The organism is Streptomyces sp. NPDC050448 (genome assembly GCF_040655295.1).
Taxonomy (GTDB): domain Bacteria; phylum Actinomycetota; class Actinomycetes; order Streptomycetales; family Streptomycetaceae; genus Streptomyces.
Map to the genome: position 1 here is coordinate 1 of NZ_JBFAJR010000049.1, position 18,105 is coordinate 18,105.

At 74.1% G+C, this 18,105-nt stretch carries 11 protein-coding genes and 4 pseudogenes; 8 read left to right on the forward strand and 7 right to left on the reverse strand.

The window, feature by feature from the left end; all coding sequences use genetic code 11:
• Both AB0I68_RS35280 and AB0I68_RS35285 read right to left on the reverse strand, forming a co-directional pair.
• Positions 1-674: pseudogene (locus AB0I68_RS35280) on the reverse strand (FUSC family protein); the annotation flags it as partial.
• Between the two features lie 80 nt (positions 675-754).
• On the reverse strand, positions 755-1,348 hold the full coding sequence (locus tag AB0I68_RS35285; RefSeq protein WP_363181489.1) for a histidine phosphatase family protein: 594 nt from the start codon (positions 1,346-1,348) through the stop codon (positions 755-757).
• A 252-nt stretch (positions 1,349-1,600) separates the two neighbouring features.
• Between AB0I68_RS35285 and AB0I68_RS35290 the strand changes: the two are divergent.
• Positions 1,601-1,666: pseudogene (locus AB0I68_RS35290) on the forward strand (hypothetical protein); the annotation flags it as partial.
• 67 nt (positions 1,667-1,733) lie between these two features.
• Here AB0I68_RS35290 and AB0I68_RS35295 read toward each other — a convergent pair.
• The 3 genes and pseudogenes from AB0I68_RS35295 to AB0I68_RS35305 form a co-directional block, all read right to left on the reverse strand.
• A pseudogene (locus tag AB0I68_RS35295) lies at positions 1,734-1,841 on the reverse strand (MerR family transcriptional regulator); the annotation flags it as partial.
• The gene (locus tag AB0I68_RS35300; RefSeq protein ID WP_363181490.1) at positions 1,842-3,215 is read right to left on the reverse strand and encodes a deoxyribodipyrimidine photo-lyase; all 1,374 of its coding nucleotides are present in this window, start codon (positions 3,213-3,215) and stop codon (positions 1,842-1,844) included.
• An 18-nt stretch (positions 3,216-3,233) separates the two neighbouring features.
• Complete coding sequence (locus tag AB0I68_RS35305) at positions 3,234-5,444, reverse strand: DUF2867 domain-containing protein (protein ID WP_363181491.1); 2,211 nt, start codon at positions 5,442-5,444, stop codon at positions 3,234-3,236.
• Between the two features lie 124 nt (positions 5,445-5,568).
• Between AB0I68_RS35305 and AB0I68_RS35310 the strand changes: the two genes are divergently transcribed.
• The 3 genes and pseudogenes from AB0I68_RS35310 to AB0I68_RS35320 all read left to right on the forward strand — a co-directional run bounded on the left by AB0I68_RS35310 (position 5,569) and on the right by AB0I68_RS35320 (position 7,814).
• On the forward strand, positions 5,569-6,048 hold the full coding sequence (locus tag AB0I68_RS35310) for an Lrp/AsnC family transcriptional regulator (protein WP_363181492.1): 480 nt from the start codon (positions 5,569-5,571) through the stop codon (positions 6,046-6,048).
• Positions 6,049-6,094: 46 nt separating this feature from the next.
• A pseudogene (locus tag AB0I68_RS35315) lies at positions 6,095-6,196 on the forward strand (HAD hydrolase-like protein); the annotation flags it as partial.
• A 523-nt stretch (positions 6,197-6,719) separates the two neighbouring features.
• Positions 6,720-7,814 carry an FAD-dependent oxidoreductase gene (locus AB0I68_RS35320; RefSeq protein WP_363181516.1) on the forward strand — a complete coding sequence of 365 codons (1,095 nt, stop codon included), beginning with the start codon at positions 6,720-6,722 and terminating at the stop codon, positions 7,812-7,814.
• Here the strand turns inward: AB0I68_RS35320 and mltG are convergent.
• Together mltG and AB0I68_RS35330 are read right to left on the reverse strand one after the other, a co-directional pair.
• Positions 7,811-8,728, reverse strand: coding sequence for an endolytic transglycosylase MltG (gene mltG / locus AB0I68_RS35325; RefSeq protein ID WP_363181493.1), 918 nt, complete (start codon positions 8,726-8,728; stop codon positions 7,811-7,813). The genes AB0I68_RS35320 and mltG overlap by 4 nt on opposite strands.
• Positions 8,729-8,791: 63 nt before the next feature.
• On the reverse strand, positions 8,792-10,717 hold the full coding sequence (locus AB0I68_RS35330; protein ID WP_363181494.1) for an ABC transporter ATP-binding protein: 1,926 nt from the start codon (positions 10,715-10,717) through the stop codon (positions 8,792-8,794).
• An 86-nt stretch (positions 10,718-10,803) separates the two neighbouring features.
• Between AB0I68_RS35330 and AB0I68_RS35335 the strand changes: the two genes are divergently transcribed.
• The 4 genes from AB0I68_RS35335 (at position 10,804) to AB0I68_RS35350 (ending at position 18,031) form a co-directional block, all read left to right on the forward strand.
• Positions 10,804-11,304: a MarR family transcriptional regulator gene (locus AB0I68_RS35335; RefSeq protein ID WP_363181495.1), complete on the forward strand. Its 501-nt coding sequence runs from the start codon at positions 10,804-10,806 to the stop codon at positions 11,302-11,304.
• A 27-nt stretch (positions 11,305-11,331) separates the two neighbouring features.
• The gene (locus tag AB0I68_RS35340; protein WP_363181496.1) at positions 11,332-14,280 is read left to right on the forward strand and encodes an FAD-binding and (Fe-S)-binding domain-containing protein; all 2,949 of its coding nucleotides are present in this window, start codon (positions 11,332-11,334) and stop codon (positions 14,278-14,280) included.
• A 134-nt stretch (positions 14,281-14,414) separates the two neighbouring features.
• Positions 14,415-16,253: an ABC transporter ATP-binding protein gene (locus AB0I68_RS35345; protein ID WP_363181497.1), complete on the forward strand. Its 1,839-nt coding sequence runs from the start codon at positions 14,415-14,417 to the stop codon at positions 16,251-16,253.
• Positions 16,250-18,031 (forward strand): ABC transporter ATP-binding protein, encoded by a 1,782-nt coding sequence (locus AB0I68_RS35350; protein ID WP_363181498.1) that lies wholly within the window; start codon positions 16,250-16,252, stop codon positions 18,029-18,031. The genes AB0I68_RS35345 and AB0I68_RS35350 overlap by 4 nt, the downstream gene beginning before the upstream one ends.
• Positions 18,032-18,105: the final 74 nt, after the last annotated feature.

Here is an 18,105-nt window from a genome sequence, read left to right on the forward strand (position 1 = left end):
GGCCCGGGGGGCCGTCCCCCCCCGGGGCCGGGTCCGCCCGGCCGGGCGGGGGGGGCGCGCCGGGCCCGGTCGGCCGCCGCGGCGGCCAGCAGGTGGGGTGGCCGCTCCAGCGCGGCGGCGCACCGGGCCGCCTCGGCCGCGGCGTCGGCGGCCCGCTCCGCGTACGTGGGCACCCGCGGGTCGGGCAGCACCCACGCCTCGGCCAGGATCAGCAGCACAAGGCCGGTGAGGGTGCCGCCGAGGCGCTCGTCGAGGGTGTGCGGGGCGTAGGGCGGGAAGCTCGGCAGGATGTACAGCAGTTGGAGCCCGGACGCGGCGCCCGCCGGCCGGGGCCCGCCCGCTGCCGCGAAGGCCACGCAGAAGCCGATGACCGCCATGCCGGCCACGGCGCTCCAGGTGCGTACGGCGAGGAAGGTGCCCGCGGTCACCAGTACGCAGGCCACCGGAAGCAGCCTCACCATGACCGCGGCGCGCTGCCGTCCGGTTCCGGGGATCCGGGAGAGTCCGGCCAGGGAGACGGCGGCGAAGAGGGCGTAGGTGGCGCTGACGGGCGCGTCGAGTCCGTAGAGGAACCCGTAGAAGCCGGTGCAGGCGGCGAGCGTGGTCCGGACGGCCCGGCGTGCGGCCGCCGGCGATGCGCCGGTGCCCGTACGGAGCTCCGCAAGGACTCGCACGGTTTCAGAATCCCACGTGATCCGACGGGCCTCTCGGCGTGGCCGGACGACGGGGGCCGGGCCCCCGGGGCACGCGGAACTCAGGGGTGGGTGTTCCAGCCTGCGATCACCGGGAGGCCGTGTTCGGTGGACAGGACGCTGATCGTGCCGGTGCGCAGCAGGAAGAGCCGGCCGTCCTGCGGGGGCAGGCCCAGGTAGCGGGCGGTGAGGACGCGCAGGAAGTGTCCGTGGGCGACGAGGACGGCATCGCCGCCGTCCTCGACGAGGACCCGGGCCGCCCGGGCCAAGGCGCGGTCCGCTCGGGCGCCGACCTGGGCGGCGCTCTCGCCGGGGTGTTCCGGGTCGCCGGGCGGGACGCCGTCGGTCCACAGGGACCAGTGCGGCCTGGTCCGCTGGATCTCGGCCGTCCTGACGCCCTCGTAGCCGCCGTAGTCCCATTCGCACAGGTCGGGGTCGGTGACGCCGCCGCTCAGTCCGGCGAGTTGGGCCGTGGCGACGGCGCGGCGCAGCGGGCTGGTCAGCACCAGGGCGACGTGCCGGTCGCGGAAGTACGGGGCCAGCGAGATGGCCTCCTCGACCCCGGCTGGGGTCAGCGGCACATCGGTCCGCCCGGTGTGGCGACCGGTGGCGCTCCATGCCGTCTCGCCGTGCCTCACCAGCATCAGGTCACCCATGGTTCGGACCATAAGCCCTCCGGCATGTCGGCGCCGGAGGATCCGGGGCGGCATGTCACTGTCGGGCGTCATGGACGAGAAGACGTGGTGGTTCGTGGCGGGCGAGGGCCGAGCCGAGGGATCGGCCTGAGCCGTGGTCGCGCACCCGTTGCGGCCGCCGTTGACCGTGCTGCTGGTGGTACTGACCGCCGTGACCGGATGATCGAGGCGGTCAGCGTCAGCCTGCTCGCCCTCGGACCGGTGTTCACGGCGATGCAGACCGGCAACGTGCTGTTCCTGGCCTTCGGGACCGCTCAGCAGGGGAACCTGCCCGCTCTGGCGCCGGCGGTGTCGCTGGCCCCCCTCGCCGTCGGGGTGGTGTGCGGGGCCCGGCTGGAAGCGGTGTCAGCCGGGCGATGTCCGGCGGAGTCCAGCGGCGGTGCCGGCCTGCCTCGCGACGGGCCGGGCCGATCGCGTACCGGCGCTCCCAGGAGCGCAGCGTGGGGCCGGGGGCTCACTCTGCTCCCCGTCCGCGCCGGAACCGGTCGAGCCCCTCGGCGAGTTCCACGACCCGGTCCGGGTAGGCGTACCGGGCCCGCTCCGGGCCGGGCAGCCGCCAGGGTTCGTGCACGTGCGGGGCGTCCAGTCCGGCGAGTTCCGGCACCCAGCGGTGCACGTAGCGGCCCGCCGGGTCGTGGCGCAGGCCCTGGCGGACCGGGTTGAGGACCCGGTTGGGGCGGGTGTCGGTGCCCGTCCCGGCCACCCACTGCCAGTTGAGCTGGTTGTTGGCGAGGTCCCCGTCCACGAGGAGGTCCAGGAAGTACCGGGCCCCGATCCGCCAGTCCACGTACAGGGTCTTGGTGAGGAAGCTGGCTGTGAGCAGCCGGCCCCGGTTGTGCATCCACCCTTCGTGGCGGAGCTGGCGCATGGCCGCGTCGACCACCGGGTAGCCGGTGCGGCCCTCCTTCCAGGCCTCGGTCTCCTCCTCGGCGGCCGCCCCGGTGCGCCAGTGGTCCCGGCGGTCGCGGTAGTCCCGTACGGCGGTGTCGGGGCGGGCGGCGAGCACCTGGTGGTGGAAGTCGCGCCAGCAGATCTGCCGGATGAAGGCCTCGGCGCCGGGGCCGCCGGCGGCGCGGGCCCGATGGACGGCCTCGGCGGGCGAGAGGGTGCCGAAGTGGAGGTGCGGGGAGAGCCGGGAGGTGGCGTCGCCGGCCAGGTCGTCGCGGGAGTCCTCGTACCGGGAGAGGCCGGCGCGCAGCCAGCGTACGAGGAGCTCGCGGGCCTCGCGCTCGCCGCCGCGGGCGAGGCCAGGGGAGACGCCGGTGACGGCTGCACGCCGGGGCAGGGGGTCGGAGCCGATGCCGTCGGGCATGCGGACGGAGCGCGGGGCGGGGGCGGGGGCGCGGGGCGGCAGTTCGGCCCAGCGGCGGAAGTACGGGGTGAACACGGCGAAGTGGTCGGAGCCGGCGGGGAGCACGGCCCCGGGGGCGGCGGCGGTGACCACCGCTTCGTGCACGTAGAGCCGCCGGCCCTCGGCTTCCAGGGCGGCGCGGAGCCGTTCCTCGCGGGCATGGGCGTAACCGCTGACCCCGGCCGCCATGTGGACCTCGTCGGCGTCGCACTCCTGCACGAGGGCGCAGACCTCGGCGACGGCGTCGCCGGAGCGCAGCACCAGGCGGCCGCCGCGCTCGCGCAGTCCGGCGTCGAGGTCGGCCAGGCAGTCGGCGAGGAAGGCGAGCCGGTTGGGCGCGGCGAAGCCGGCGGCGTCGACGGCCCGGTCGCGTACGAAGAGCGGCACCACCCGGTCGCAGGAGGAGAGGGCCGCGCGCAGCGGCGGGTGGTCGTGCAGGCGCAGGTCGGAGGTGTACAGGACCACCGCGACGTTCATGGGTTCTCTCGCTCCGCGTCAGGGCCGGGGGGGACGGCTGTCGTCCGGTACTCCGGCGGATGCGGGCGTGTCGGATGCGGGCCTGTCGGATGCGGGCGCAGCGCCCCGGGACGCACCGGTTGCGGCCGCGGCGGCGGCGTCGGATCCGGTGTCCCGGGACACGGGTCCCCGGGACACGGCGGCCCCGGATCCGCTGTCACGCGATGCGGCGGCCTCATCGTCCAGGCGGCGCGCGGCGCGGGCGATGTTGCGGGCCATGCCGCCGAAGACAACGGCATGGAACGGCGAGACGCTCCACCAGTAGAGGTGACCGAGCAGCCCGCGCGGATGGAACAGCGCCCGCTGCCGATACCGGGCGCCGCCCTCCCCCGGGCCGGGGAGGACGCCAGGTCCCGGGCCGGGCCCCGAAGCCGGTCCCGGGCCTTGATCCAGCGCCGCGGCCCGGTCCGCGGCCGGAGCCGGCTTCGGGTCGTGTCCCGCGGCCTGCCCCGACGCCAGAGCGCGCCCCCGGGGCGATTCCGCCGCCGAAGCCGGGGCTGGCGTCGGCTCCGGGGCCGGAGCCGGGGCGGGCGCCGACGCCCGGGTCTGTCCCGGGGCCGGGGTCGCGGGTGGGGCCCCAGCCGGGGTCGGGGCCGGGGCCGCGGCCGAGGCCGGAGCCGGAGTCGCGGCCGGAGCCGAGGCCGGAGCCGGAGCCGGGGCCGCGGGTGGGGCTCCAGCCGGGGCCGGGGCCGGAGTCGCGGCCGGGGTCTGTCCCGGGGCCGGGGCCGGGGCCGGGGCCGGAGTCGCGGCCGGGGCCGGGGCCGGAGTCGCGGCCGGGGCCGAGGCCGGAGCCGGGGTCAGGGTCGCGGCCCCGTGTCGGCCCCGGGTGGGTGGTGCCGTCGGGGGGTGTCCTGCGGGCGGGTCCACGTACATCTCCAGCCAGGCCAGCCCTGGCAGCCGCATCTCCGCGCGCAGCCGCAGCAGCCGGCCCGGTTCGATCTCCTCCACCCGCCAGAAGTCCAGGGAGTCCCCCACCCGCAGCCGGGCCGCATCGCGGCGGCCGCGCCGGATGCCGACCCCGCCGACGAGCCGGTCCAGCCAGCCCCGTACGGCCCAGGCCAGCGGGAACGAGTACCAGCCGTTCTCCCCGCCGATGCCCTCCACCACCTGCCAGAGCGCGGCGGGCGAGGCGTCGACCGCGCGTTCCCGCCGGTCGGTGTAGAGGCTGCCGCCCGCCCAGTCGGGGTCGGTCGGCAGCGGGTCGCTGGGCGCACCGGGTGGGGAGGCGGAGGACCAGCGGGTGGTCACGTTCGCCTCGCGCACCCGCTGCAGGGCCAGCGACACGGCCTGGTCGAAGCCGATCGGGGCGCCGGCCGGGTCGGGGACGTACCGCGCGATGTCGTGTTCCGCGCAGACGACCTCGTGGCGCAGGGATTCGGCGAGCGGCCGGGCCAGGGCCCGCGGCACGGGGGTGACCAGGCCGATCCAGTGGCTGGACAGTCTCGGGGTCAGCATCGGGACGCGCAGGATGAGCCGGTGGGGCAGGGCGGCGACGGCGGCGTAGCGGCGCATCATCTCCTCGTACGTGACCACGTCGGGGCCGCCGATGTCGAAGGCGCGGTTGACCTCGGGCGGCATGGCTGCGCTGCCGACGAGGTAACGCAGGACGTCGCGGACGGCGACGGGCTGGACGCGGGTGCCGACCCAGCTGGGGGTGACCATGACCGGCAGCCGTTCGGTCAGGTAGCGCAGCATTTCGAAGGAGGCCGAGCCGGAGCCGATGATGACGGCGGCGCGCAGGACGGTGGCCGGCACCCCGGAGGCGAGGAGGATCTCGCCGACCTCGGCGCGGGAGCGCAGGTGCGGGGACAGGTCGCGGACCGGGATCCCGGCCGGCGTGAGCCCGCCGAGGTAGACGATGCGGCGGACGCCGGCCGCGCGGGCCTCTTCGGCGAAGATGCGGGCGGCGGCGCGGTCGCGGTCCTCGAATCCGGATCCGGCGCCGAGGGCGTGTACGAGGTAGTAGGCGACGTCGATGCCGCGCAGGGCCGCCGCGACGGACTCGGCGTCGCCGGCATCGCCGCGGACGACCTCGGCGCGCCCGGCCCAGGGGTGGTCGCGCAGCTTCTCGGGGGACCGGGCCAGGCACCGGACGCGGTGTCCGGCATCGAGCAGCTCGGGTACCAGGCGGCCGCCGATGTAGCCGGTGGCCCCGGTGACCAGGCAGTGCAGACCGGTGGTGGCCGTCATCGTCTTCTCCGCTCCTCGAACGTCTCCGCAGTCCGCACCCCCGTAAGGGATTCCCGCGGACCGACGCCTGCGTATGCACGGCGACGACAGGGCCACTCCACTGGGCCATTGGTACAGTCGCGACATGGCGGTGGACGAACTCGACACCCGGATTCTGCGCCTGCTGATCGAGCAGCCGCGCACCAGCGTCCGCGAGTACGCCCGGCTCCTGGGAGTCGCGCGCGGCACCCTGCAGGCCCGGCTGGACCGGCTGGAGCGCACCGGGGTGATCACCGGAACCGGTCCGGTGCTGTCCCCCGCGGCCCTCGGCCATCCGGTCCTGGCCTTCGTGCACATCGAGGTCACCCAGGGGCATCTGGACGAGGTCGGCGAGGCGCTGGCCGCCGTACCCGAGATCATCGAGGCCTTCTCGATCACCGGTGGCGGGGACCTGCTGACCCGGGTGGCGGCCCGGGACAACGGACACCTGGAGGACGTGATCCAGCGGCTGATCCGGCTGCCCGGCGTGGTCCGCACCCGTACGGAGGTGGCGCTGCGCGAGCGAGTCGCGCACCGGCTGCTGCCGCTGGTGGAGGCCGTGGGACGGGCGGCACGCAAGCCCTGACAGGACGTCCGGAACAGGCATAAGACCGGCAGGACGGGCAGAGCGGATGATTTCCGTCATATTCGATCTCGACGGCACCCTGGTGGACAGCGAGCCGAACTACTACGAGTCCGGGCGGCGCACCCTGGCGCGGCTCGGCGTCCCCGAAGCCACCGCCGACGACCCGGCCTTCGCGACGGCCGGGCTCCTCTTCCGCTCCGGGCAGGCGGAGTTCACCGCGGACACGGCCTGCAGCCGGCTCTCGGCCCGCCGGGCCACCGCGTAGGCCGCGACGTGCCTGCGGGTGGGGGCGCAAGTCTCCGGCGGGCTGCGCGGGGCGCGGTCACCCTGCGGGCGTGACCGCCACCCTGCCGCCCTCGGAAACCCGCCCGCCTTCGCCCGTGATCCGCCGGCCCTCTTCGCGTGCCTGCGCGACGGGCACGGCGGCTGGGTGCCGTGAGCGCTCGGTTCGCCCTGGTGGAGGCCGCCCCGGTCTTGGCGGTCGCTCCCACCTGGACGCGGACCCCGCCCCGGTCCCGGTCTTCCCGGGCCTCGCCCTGCGACCCGCCACCGCGGCCCCGGCGACCCGGCGGCGGGCCGGAACGCTGTTCCGAACCGCCGCCGGGGGCAGCTCCCGCCCTGCCGGAGGGAAGATCCCGCAGCCTCCGCGAGTTGGTAGAACCGTGAACGAAATGATGCGGGGTACGGCGGACGTCGACGTGGTGGTCGTCGGTGCCGGGCAGGCGGGGCTGTCCAGCGCGTACCACCTGGCGCGGGCGGGGATCGGCCATGTGGTGCTCGACCATGCACCGCGGCCCGGCGGTGCATGGCAGTTCCGCTGGCCTTCGCTGACGTACGGCAAGGTGCACGGCATGCACGCCCTGCCCGGCATGGAGCTCACGGACGCCGACCCGCTGCGGCCGTCCTCGGCGGTGATCGGGGAGTACTTCGGCGCGTACGAGGACCGGTTCGGGCTGCGCGTACGACGGCCCGTGGACGTCACGGCCGTACGGGACGCAGCCGACGGGCGGCTGCGCGTGGAGTCCTCGGCCGGGACCTGGTCCGCGCGGGCCCTGATCAACGCGACCGGGACCTGGGACCGGCCGTTCTGGCCGCGCTACCCGGGCCAGGAGACCTTCCGGGGCCGCCGGCTGCACACCGCGGACTACCCGGGTCCGCAGGAGTTCGCCGGGGCCCGGGTGGTCGTGGTGGGCGGCGGCACCTCGGCGGTGCAGCACCTGCTGGAGATCGCCCCGGTGGCGGCGGAGACCACCTGGGTGACCCGCAGGCCTCCGGTGTTCCGCGACGGGAGCTTCGGCGAGGCCGAGGGCCGGGCCTCGGTGGCCCTGGTCGAGGAGCGGGTCCGCCAGGGGCTGCCCCCGCAGAGCGTGGTCAGCGTGACCGGACTCCCGCTGAACGAGGCGGTCCGGGCCGGGCTGGCCTCGGGGGTGCTGGACCGGCGGCCCATGTTCGACCGGATCACGCCGACGGGCGTCGCCTGGGCGGACGGGCGGCAGGTGGAGGCCGATGTGATCCTGTGGGCCACCGGGTTCCGGGCCGCCATCGACCACCTGGCCCCGCTGCACCTGCGCGAGCCCGGAGGCGGCATCCGGGTCGAGGGCACCCGTGCGGTCCGCGACCAGCGGATCCACCTGGTCGGCTACGGTCCGTCGGCGTCGACGATCGGCGCCAACCGCGCCGGCGGCGCCGCGGTCCGCGAGATCCGCCGCCTGCTGGCCCCAGGCGCCGGCAGCACCCGCGAAGCTGCCGCGGTCGGCTCCGCCTAACCGGTGCGGGAGCCCGCCTGGACCCGCCCGGCGCCTCCGCTGCCGCCCGCACCGGCACTGGCACGGGCACGGGCATCCGCGCCGGCTTCGGCGCCGGCCCGGATCCGGTTGAACTCCGCGACGTGCTTCTTGTGCTCCTCGTACGTCGCCGAGAAGCGGGTGTCCCCCGGCTTCACGGTGACGAAGAACAGCCAGTCGCCGGGTGTCGGCGCAACGGCCGCAGCCATGGCCTCCAGGCCCGGGCTGTCGATCGGCGTCGGCGGGAGCCCCTGGCGCCGGTAGGTGTTGAAGGGGCTGTCGATCCGGGTCTCGCTCAGCTTGGTGTCCACCGTGCTGCGGCCCAGCGCGTAGTTGATGGTGGAGTCCATCTGGAGCGGCATCGACCGCGCCAGCCGGTTGTGCACCACCCGGGCGACCTTGCCCTGGTCGGCGCGGGATACGGCTTCCGCCTCGATGATGCTGGCGAGCGTGGTCGTCTGGTACGGGGTCATCCCGTGCGCCTTGCCGCCGTCGGCAACGGCCTTCGTCGCAAGCTTCTGGTTGGCCGTCTGCACCATGTGGGCCAGCAGGGTGGCCGGCGTGGACTTCGAGGTCACCGGGTACGTCGCCGGGAACAGGAACCCTTCCGGATTGCCCTTCGCCTCTGCGGGCAGGGCCAGTCCGGCCGTGGCGACCGCCGCCTTGGCGGAACCCGCCGGGAGCTTCAGCTCGCGGTCGATCGCGGCGTACACCTGGGGTGCCCGCCAGCCCTCGGGAATGGTCAACTGGCGCGGCTTCTCGGGGGCTTCCCCGATCCGCAGCAGCGGAAGGAAGGCGGCTGCACCGGTGGCGAGCAGCATGCCGAGGAAGAGCGCCAGACGGCCCCGGCGGGTGAGCCGGGAATGACGCCGTGGCGGCCGGTACTCATGACGCATACGGGCACGCTAACCCGCGAAGCATCACATTTCCGGTATCACACCCGCACGCTCGTCATACGATCACACGTTTACCGGCGTAGGCTGCGGGGCCCCCTCGGGCGGCTCGACCGGTCCGCCGACGCCGGCCGCCGACGCTTCCCGGACCACTCGGGCCGCGGCCGCCTCCGGCGTGAGCGCGGCTTCCCGGTCCCGGCGGACCAAGGCCGCGTACCGGCCGTCCGCCTCCAGCAGTTCCTCGTGCGTACCGCGCTCGGCGATACGGCCCTTGTCCAGGACGACGATCTGGTCGGCGTCGCGGACGGTGGAGAGCCGGTGCGCGATGGTGATCGTGGTGCGGCCTTGGGACAGGTTGTCGATGGCCCGCTGCACGGCATGCTCGGTGCGGGTGTCGAGAGCGCTGGTGGCCTCGTCGAGGATCAGCACCGGCGGGTCGCGCAGGATGGTGCGGGCGATGGCGAGGCGCTGCTTCTCGCCTCCGGAGAAGCGGTAGCCGCGCTCGCCGACCAGGGTGTCGTACCCATCGGGCAGGGACTCGATGTGGTCGTGGATCTGGGCCGCGCGGGCCGCCTCGGCAATCTCCTCGTCGGTGGCGTCCGGCTTGGCGAAGCGCAGGTTGTCGGCGACCGAGGCGTGGAAGAGGTACGTCTCCTGGGAGACCACGCCAATGGAGCGCGCCAGCGAGTCGAAGTCGAGGTCGCGCACGTCCACCCCGTCGAGGGCGACCCGGCCGCCGGTCACGTCGTAGAGCCGGGGCACGAGATAGCTCAGGGTGCTCTTGCCCGAGCCGGTCGGGCCGACCACGGCGAGCGAGCCGCCGGCCGGGACGGTGACGTCGATCCCCGTCAGAGTGGGCCCGTGCTTGGCGTCGTACGCGAAGTGCACGTCCTCCAGCCGGACCTCGCCCTTGGCCCGGTCCAGGCGCACCGCGTCCTCGCGCTCGGTGATGTCCACCGGCAGGTCGAGGTACTCGAAGATCCGGGCGAACAGGGCGAGCGAGGTCTGGATCTGCACACCGGTCGACAGCAGGCTCACGGCGGGCCGGAACAGGCCCTGCTGGAGCGTGACGAAGGCGACGAGGGTGCCGACCGAGAGCGAGGGGGCGCCCGACTGCAGGGCCATGCCGGCGGCCCAGTAGATGAGCGCGGGCATGGCGGCCATGACGATGCCGATGGTGGACATCCGCCAGCGCCCGGCCATGCTCGAGCGCACCTCGAGGCCGACGAGCTTCTCGGACTCGTCGGAGAAGGACTGGGTCAGCGAGTCGGCGCGGCCCATCGTGCGGCCGAGCAGGATGCCGCTCACCGACAAGGACTCGGTGACCGTGGCGGCCATGGCGGCCATCTGCTTCTGCCGCTGCAGGGTGATCTTCTTGCGCTCGCGGCCGACCCGCCGGCTGATCCACACGAACACGGGCAGCAGGAGCAGCGAGACGAGGGTGAGCCGCCAGTCGAGCGCGAGCATCGCGACGATGGAGGCGATCACGGCCGTCAGGTTGGAGACGAGCGAGGTCGCGGTGGAGGTGACGGTGGCCTGCATGCCGCCGATGTCGTTGGCAATCCGGGACTGCACCTCGCCGGTCCGGGTGCGGGTGAAGAAGGCCAGCGGCATCCGCTGGAGCTGGGCGTACACGGCGGTGCGCAGGTCGTGCATGACGCGCTGGCCGACGGTGGTGGAGATCAGGGTCTGGAGCACGCCGAAGACGCTGGTGACGACGGCGATGAGGATCATGCCGAGTGCGAGCAGGCTGAGCAGCCCGGTACGCCCCTCGGGGATGGCGACGTCCAGGATCTCCTTCAGCAGGAACGGCGAGGCCACTGCGACGAGCGAGGACGCGCAGACGAGCAGCCCCACGGCGGCCAGGCGGCCGCGGTAGGGGCGGAACAGGCCCACGATCCGGCGCAGCTCACGCGGCTGCTCCGCCGGGGTGGGGCGGTTCGGGTCGAGGGCTTCTTTCGATGGGGTCCACTTCGGTTCTTCGGGGCGCATGGGCCTCCTTCTGACGAGACTCACATGAGCATAGCTCATTGTTACCTATACTCACAATGAATCTGGTCCTGGTACTGTTTCCCAGTATGAGCACCGCTTCCGAAACCGACAGCACAGACGGCGTGCTCGCCGAACAGCTGCTGCGGCTGACCCGCCGGCTCCACCGGATCCAGAAGCGCCACCTGGAACCGCTGGGCATCACCCCCGCCCAGAGCCGGCTGCTGCGCCTCGTCTCGCACTACGAAGGGGACCAGCCGCCCCGGATGGCGGACCTCGCCACCCGCCTGGAAGTCGTGCCCCGCGCCGTGACCACGCTGGTGGACGGCCTGGAGGCCGCCGAATGCGTGCGCCGTGCGCCCGACCCGGCGAACCGGCGCGTCATAAGGATCGAGCTGACCGACACGGGCCGCGCCACGCTGCGCCGGCTGCGCAACGCGCGAACCGACGCGGCAGAGGAGATCCTGGCTCCGTTGACCGCCGGGCAGCGCGAGGTGCTCGGCGGCCTGCTGAACGCTCTGACGGACGCCCCGCTGGAGCGCCGCTGCCGAGAAGGCCGCCCCGAGGCCGGAAAGGGTCCCTCGGACTAGGCCGAACGAGTAGGCAAGGGGTCGCGCATGCCGCTGCTGGAACCGAAGCCCGGGGCTCTGCGCCCGCGCAGCATCAGCGGCCCCGCCCCCGACCGGGTCCCGGAGCACCACGCCGCCGGCACCCCGGAGCCGCTGCGCACCGAACTGACGGAGCTGCTGGGCGCCGAAAAGGTGCTGTGGAAGGTCTCCGACCTGGTCCGCTACGCCTCCGACGCCTCGCCGTACCGGTTCGTGCCGCAGGTGGTGGTGATCGCCGAGGACATCGACGACGTCTCCGCGGTCCTCTCGTACGCCCACGGCCGCGGGCGCGAGGTCGTCTTCCGCGCCGCCGGGACCTCGCTGAACGGCCAGGCCCAGGGCGAGGACATCCTGGTCGACGTACGCCGCCACTGGTCCGGCATCGAGGTGCTGGAGGACGGCCGCCGTGCCCGGATCCGGCCCGGCACCACCGTGGCGCGGGCCAACGCCGCGCTCGCCCGCCACGGCCGTGTCCTCGGCCCCGACCCGGCGAGCGCCATCGCCTGCACCGTCGGCGGAGTCGTCGCCAACAACGCGTCCGGCATGACGGCGGGGACCACGAGGAACGCGTACCGCACGCTGTCCTCCCTCACCTTCGTCCTGCCCGGCGGCACCGTCGTGGACACCGCCGATCCGCTGGCCGACGAGGAGCTGGCGCGCGCGGAACCGGCGCTGTGCCACGGACTGATGGAGATCAAGCGGGAGATCGAGGCCGACCCGGAACTCGTCGCCCGGATCCGGGCCAAGTACGAGATCAAGAACACCACCGGCTACCGCCTCGACGCCTACCTGGACGGCACCACCCCCGTCGAGATCCTGCGCGGGCTGATGGTCGGCTCGGAGGGCACGCTCGGGTTCATCGCCGAGGTCGTCTTCGACACCGTGGCGCTGGACCGCAAGCTCACCAGTGCGCTGCTCTTCTTTCCCTCGCTGCCCGCCGCGGCCGCCGCCGTATCGCTCTTCAACGAGGCGGGCGCCCTCGCCGTCGAGGTGATGGACGGCAACACCCTGCGCGCCTCGGTCAGCGTCGAAGGCGTCCCTGCCGACTGGGCCGGGCTGCCGAAGGACACCACCGCCCTGCTGGTGGAGTTCCGCGCTCCGGACGAGGCGGGCCGCGCGGAGTACGAGCGCCGCGCCGCCGAGGTCCTCGCCGGGCTGGACCTGGTCGAGCCGGTGGCCTCTGTCACCAACACCTTCACCCGGGACACGAAGACGATCAACGGCTACTGGAAGGCCCGCAAGGCCTTCGTCGCCGCCGTCGGCGGGGCCCGCGCCTCCGGAACCACCTTGATCACCGAGGACTTCGCGGTGCCGCCCTCCAGGCTGGCCGAGGCCTGCGAGGCGCTCCTCGCGCTCCAGACGGAGCACGGCTTCGACGCGGCCGTCGCCGGCCACGCGGCCCACGGCAACCTGCACTTCCTGCTCGCCTTCGACGCCGCGAAGCCCGCCGACGTCGAGCGGTACGGGGCCTTCATGGAGGCCTTCTGCCGGCTGACGGTGGAGCGGTTCGACGGCTCGCTGAAGGCCGAGCACTCCACCGGCCGCAACATGGCCCCCTTCCTGGAGCTGGAGTGGGGGCCCGGGGCCACCGAGCTGATGTGGCGGACGAAGCGGGTCCTCGACCCGGACGGACTGCTCGCCCCGCGCATCCTCCTCGACCGCGATCCGAAGGCCCATCTGCGCGGGCTGAAGACGATTCCGCAGGTGGAGGCGGTGGCCGACCCGTGCATCGAGTGCGGCTTCTGCGAACCGACCTGCCCCAGCAGGGACCTGACGACCACACCCCGCCAACGGATCGTGCTGCGCCGGGAGATGATGCGCCAGCAGCCGGGCTCCCGCGTACTGGACGAACTGCTCGACGCCTACGGATACGACGCCGTGGACACCTGCGCGGTCGACTCCACCTGCAAACTGGCCTGCCCCGTCGGCATCGACACGGGCGCACTGATGCGGGACTTCCGCCACCGCCGGCACAGCCCGCGCGAGGAGCGCGCCGCCGCGCTCGCCGCGCGGCGGTTCAAGGCCGTGGAGGGCGCCGCCCGGCTGGCCGTGGCCGCCGCCGACACGCTGGTCGACCGGCTGGCCGACCGGCTCGGGAACCGGCTGCTGGAGGCGGTCACCGGGGCCGCGCGCAAGGTCGTACGCCCCGACCTGGTTCCGGAGTGGCTGCCGCAGATCCCCGGCGCCGCCGCCAAGCGGCTGCCCGGGACGCAGCGGGTGGGCGCGGCGGCCGTGTACTACCCGGCCTGCGTGAACCGGATCTTCGGCGGCCCCGAGGGCCGGCCCGGCCCCTCCCTGCCCGAGGCCGTGGTGGCGGTGTCGGAGCGGGCCGGGAAACCGGTGTGGATCCCCGGCGACGTCACGGGCACGTGCTGCGCGACCATCTGGCACTCCAAGGGCTACGACGCCGGGAACCGGGTGATGGCCAACCGGATCGTGGAGGCCGCCTGGGGCTGGACCGCCGGCGGGCGGCTGCCGCTGGTGGTCGACGCGTCCTCGTGCACGCTGGGCATGGCGCACGAGGTGGTCCCGTACCTGACGGACGACAACCGGGCGCTGCACGCGGAGCTGACGATCGTCGACTCGATCGTGTGGGCGGCGGACGAGTTGCTCCCGCACCTGGAGATCCTGCGCACGGTGGGCTCGGCCGTGGTCCATCCGACCTGCTCGATGCGGCACTTGGGCGACGAGGCGCAGCTGCGGACGGTGGCCGGGGCGTGCGCGACGGAGGTGGTGGTTCCGGACGATGCGGGCTGCTGTGCCTTCGCGGGCGACCGGGGCATGCTCCACCCGGAACTGACGGCCTCGGCGACGGAGCGCGAGGCGGCGGAGGTGACGTCGCGCGCGTTCGACGCGCATCTGTCGGCGAACCGGATGTGCGAAGTGGGCATGGACCGGGCCACCGGCCGCAGCTACTACTCGGCGCTGCTGGAACTGGAGCGGGCCACCCGTCCTTGACCTGGTGGTACGCGGCCGGGCAGGCCGTAAACCCCGCTGCGTAGGGCCTTGGCCAACGCAAAATGGATTGCCCGGGACCGGTCCGGAAGGCGAACCTTGCACGGTTTGAACCCCTCGACCAGTCATGAGGCGTCATGCAGATCAGCGATCTTCCGTATCCGGACCCCGGGGTACCCGATGCTCGCTCCGGCCCGCGCTTCCTGATGTGGCTGGGGCGGGGCCAACTCGGCGGTCAGGTCAGGAGCCTGTGCTGGGGACTGGTGCACTTCTGCGGCATCGCCGGGCTGCCGTACGCGGTGGGGCTGGGCGTCGACGCGGTCGTACAGCGCGACGGCACCCGGCTGTTGCTGGTCGGCGCGTTGCTGGTGCTGATCGGCATCGCCATCTCGGTCGGCGACGCGATGCTCCACCGGACCGCCGTCACCAACTGGATCACCGCCGCCGCGCGCGTGCAGCAACTGCTCGCCCGCAAGACCGCCGAGCTGGGCTCCGCCCTGACCCGGCGGGTCGCGGCGGGCGAAGTGGTGGCGGTCTCCACAGGCGACGTGGAGAAGATCGGCTGGTTCGTCGAGGCGGTCTCCCGCTTCCTCGCCGCCGCCTTCGCCGTCGTCGCCATCTGTGTCGGCCTGCTGTTCTACGCGCCGTCGATCGGTGTGGTCGTCGCGATCGGCGTGCCGGTGCTCGCCCTGTCCGTGCTGCCGCTGCTGCCGCGCGCCACCCAACGCGCCGACATCCAGCGCGAGAAGGCCGGCAAGGCCACCGAACTGGCCTCCGACACCGTGGCGGGCCTGCGGGTGCTGCGCGGGATCGGCGGCGAGGAGCTGTTCCTGGGCCGCTACCGCGAGGCCTCGCAGGAGGTCCGCAAGGCGGCCGTGCGCAGCGCCCGGATGTGGGCGCTGATCGCCGCGATCCAGGTGCTGCTCCCGGGCGCCCTGCTGATCACCGTGGTCTGGTACGGCTCCGTGCTCGTGCTGGACGGCCGGCTGGCGGTCGGCGAACTCGTCGCCGCCTTCAGCGCGGTGGCCACGATGCTGTACCCGCTTCGGCACTTCGAGGAGATCGCCATGGCGTACTCCTTCTCCCGGCCCTCCGCCCAGCGGGCCGCCCGGGTGCTGTCGCTGACGCGTACGGACGCGCCCGGGCCGGCGGCGCACGATGCCGGGACTCCGCCCGCCCCGGCTCCGGGTGGGGACCTGTACGACCCCGCGACCGGACTGCTGGTCCCGGCGGGCCTGTTCACCGCCGTGGTGTGCGGGGACCCGGACCTGGCGGGCCGGCTCGCCGAACGCCTCGGCGGCCACCCCGCGGACGACGGGCCCGCCGCCGACCGGGTCTCGGCGCTGCTGGGCGAGGTCGCGCTGGACGAGCTCCCGCTGGACACCGCGCGCACGCTGGTCCTCGTGCAGGACAAGGACCCGGTACTGCTGTCCGGAACCCTGCGCGAGCTGTTCGCCGTACCGGCGTCCGGAGCGGTCGAGCCCGGGGCGGCGCTGGCCGCCGCCCAGTGCGGGGACGTCCTGGACGCGCTGCTGCAGTCGGCGCCCGACGGGGTGGACGACCCGATGGACGCCCGGATCACCGAACGCGGCCGGTCCCTGTCCGGCGGGCAGCGCCAGCGGCTCGCGCTGGCGCGGTCCCTGGCCACCGACCCGGAGGTGCTGGTGCTGGACGAGCCGACCTCGGCCGTCGACTCGCACACCGAGGCGCGGATCGCGGACGGGATCAGCGCCCTGCGCGCCGGGCGCACGACGGTCGTACTGGCCTCCTCGCCGCTGCTCCTGGACCGTGCCGACCGGGTGGTCCTGATCCACGAGGGCGCGGTCGCCGCGACCGGTACGCACCGCGAACTGCTGCACGGCGAACCGCTCTACCGGGCGGTCGTCACCCGCGAGACCGACGAGGAACAGCGGGTGGCCCGGATGGAACTGACCCGGCTCGGGGAAGCACTCACAGAGATCGAGGAATCAGCATGATCGGCGTGGCGCCGCCGCAATACGATCCGGCGGCCCCCGCATCGGCCGCCACCCTGCCCGTGGGCACGACGGCGACCGTACGGGGCTATGTGCGCGGCCTGTTCCGGCGGCACCGGCGGGCCTTCGTGGTGCTGGTGACGGTCAACGCGGTCGCGGTGATCGCCTCCATGTCCGGCCCCTACCTGCTGGGCCGGGTCGTGGACCAGCTGACAGCGGGGGCGCGTGAGCTCCATCTGGGGCGCGTGGCCCTGCTGTTCGCGCTGGCCCTCGTGGTCCAGACGTTCTTCGTCCGGCTGGTCCGGCTGCGTGGCGCCATGCTCGGCGAGGAGATGCTGGCCGATCTGCGCGAGGACTTCCTGGTGCGCTCCGTGGGCCTGCCGCCGGGCGTGCTGGAGCGGGCCGGCACCGGTGACCTGCTGTCGCGGATCACCACCGACATCGACCGGCTGGCCAACGCGATGCGCGAGGCCGTGCCGCAGCTGGCCATCGGCGTGGTCTGGGTGGTGCTGCTCTTCGGGGCGCTCACGATGACCGCACCGCCGCTCGCCCTGGCTGCGCTGGTGGCGCTGCCGGTGCTGGTGGCCGGCTGCCGCTGGTACTTCAGGCGGGCGCCCTCGGCGTACCGCTCGGAGGCGGCCGGGTACGCGGCGGTCGCGGCCGCGCTCACCGAGACGGTGGACGCCGGGCGCACGGTCGAGGCACACCGCCTCGGGCCGGGCCGGATCGCACTGTCGGAGCGGCGGATCAAGGAGTGGACGGCGTGGGAGCGGTACACGCTGTTCCTGCGGACGATCCTCTTCCCCGTCGTCAACGTCACCTTCGTGACGATCCTCGGCTCCGTGCTGATGATCGGCGGCTACTGCGTGCTGCAGGGCTGGATGTCGGTGGGGCAGCTGACCACGGGTGCGCTGCTGGCCCAGATGATGGTCGACCCGATCGGCCTGATCCTGCGCTGGTACGACGAACTGCAGATCGCGCAGGTCTCCCTCGCGCGCCTGGTGGGCGTACGGGAGATCGAGCCGGACGCGGGCGACGCGGGCGTCTCCCCGGCGGGGCGGGACGTCCGGGCCGACGAGGTCCGCTTCGGGTACCGGGAGGGGGTGGACGTGCTGCACCAGGTGTCCATGTCCGTGCCGCCGGGCACCCGGATGGCGCTGGTCGGCCCCTCCGGGGCGGGCAAGTCCACGCTGGGCCGGCTGCTGGCGGGCATCTACGCACCGCGGACCGGCGAGGTGACCCTCGGCGGGGCGCAGCTGTCGCGGATGCCCGCGGAGCGGGTGCGCGAGCAGGTGGCGCTGGTCAACCAGGAGCACCACGTGTTCGTGGGCTCGCTGCGGGACAACCTCCGGCTGGCGCGTACGGAGGCCGGTGACGCGGAGCTGTGGGCTGCGCTGGGCGCGGTGGACGCGGACGGCTGGGCCCGGGCACTGGAGACCGGCCTGGACACCGAGGTCGGGTCGGGCGGTACGGCACTGACCCCGGCGCAGGCGCAGCAGATCGCGCTGGCCCGGCTGGTGCTGGCGGACCCGCACACGCTCGTCCTTGACGAGGCCACCTCTTTGCTGGACCCGCGGGCCGCACGGCATTTGGAGCGTTCGCTGGCCCGGGTGCTGGACGGCCGCACGGTCATCGCGATCGCCCACCGGCTGCACACCGCGCACGACGCGGATGTGATCGCGGTGGTCGAGGGCGGCCGGATCAGCGAACTGGGCTCGCACGACGAGCTGGTCGCGGCGGACGGCGCGTACGCGGCCCTGTGGCACTCCTGGCACGGCTGACCGCGCCGCTTCGGCTTGCCGTACGAGGCCCCGGTGCCCCGCTGCTGCGCGGGGCACCGGGGCCTCCGCCGGAC

Excerpts from the sequence above, each read along its gene's own strand:
- AB0I68_RS35320 (WP_363181516.1), top strand. The coding sequence starts at position 6,720 with ATGATGCGGGGTACGGCGGACGTCGACGTGGTGGTCGTCGGTGCCGGG.
- AB0I68_RS35340 (WP_363181496.1), top strand. The coding sequence starts at position 11,332 with ATGCCGCTGCTGGAACCGAAGCCCGGGGCTCTGCGCCCGCGCAGCATC.
- mltG (WP_363181493.1), bottom strand. The coding sequence starts at position 8,728 with ATGCGTCATGAGTACCGGCCGCCACGGCGTCATTCCCGGCTCACCCGC.
- AB0I68_RS35335 (WP_363181495.1), top strand. The coding sequence starts at position 10,804 with ATGAGCACCGCTTCCGAAACCGACAGCACAGACGGCGTGCTCGCCGAA.
- AB0I68_RS35330 (WP_363181494.1), bottom strand. The coding sequence starts at position 10,717 with ATGCGCCCCGAAGAACCGAAGTGGACCCCATCGAAAGAAGCCCTCGAC.
- AB0I68_RS35350 (WP_363181498.1), top strand. The coding sequence starts at position 16,250 with ATGATCGGCGTGGCGCCGCCGCAATACGATCCGGCGGCCCCCGCATCG.
- AB0I68_RS35310 (WP_363181492.1), top strand. The coding sequence starts at position 5,569 with ATGGCGGTGGACGAACTCGACACCCGGATTCTGCGCCTGCTGATCGAG.
- AB0I68_RS35285 (WP_363181489.1), bottom strand. The coding sequence starts at position 1,348 with ATGGGTGACCTGATGCTGGTGAGGCACGGCGAGACGGCATGGAGCGCC.
- AB0I68_RS35300 (WP_363181490.1), bottom strand. The coding sequence starts at position 3,215 with ATGAACGTCGCGGTGGTCCTGTACACCTCCGACCTGCGCCTGCACGAC.
- AB0I68_RS35345 (WP_363181497.1), top strand. The coding sequence starts at position 14,415 with ATGCAGATCAGCGATCTTCCGTATCCGGACCCCGGGGTACCCGATGCT.
- AB0I68_RS35305 (WP_363181491.1), bottom strand. The coding sequence starts at position 5,444 with ATGACGGCCACCACCGGTCTGCACTGCCTGGTCACCGGGGCCACCGGC.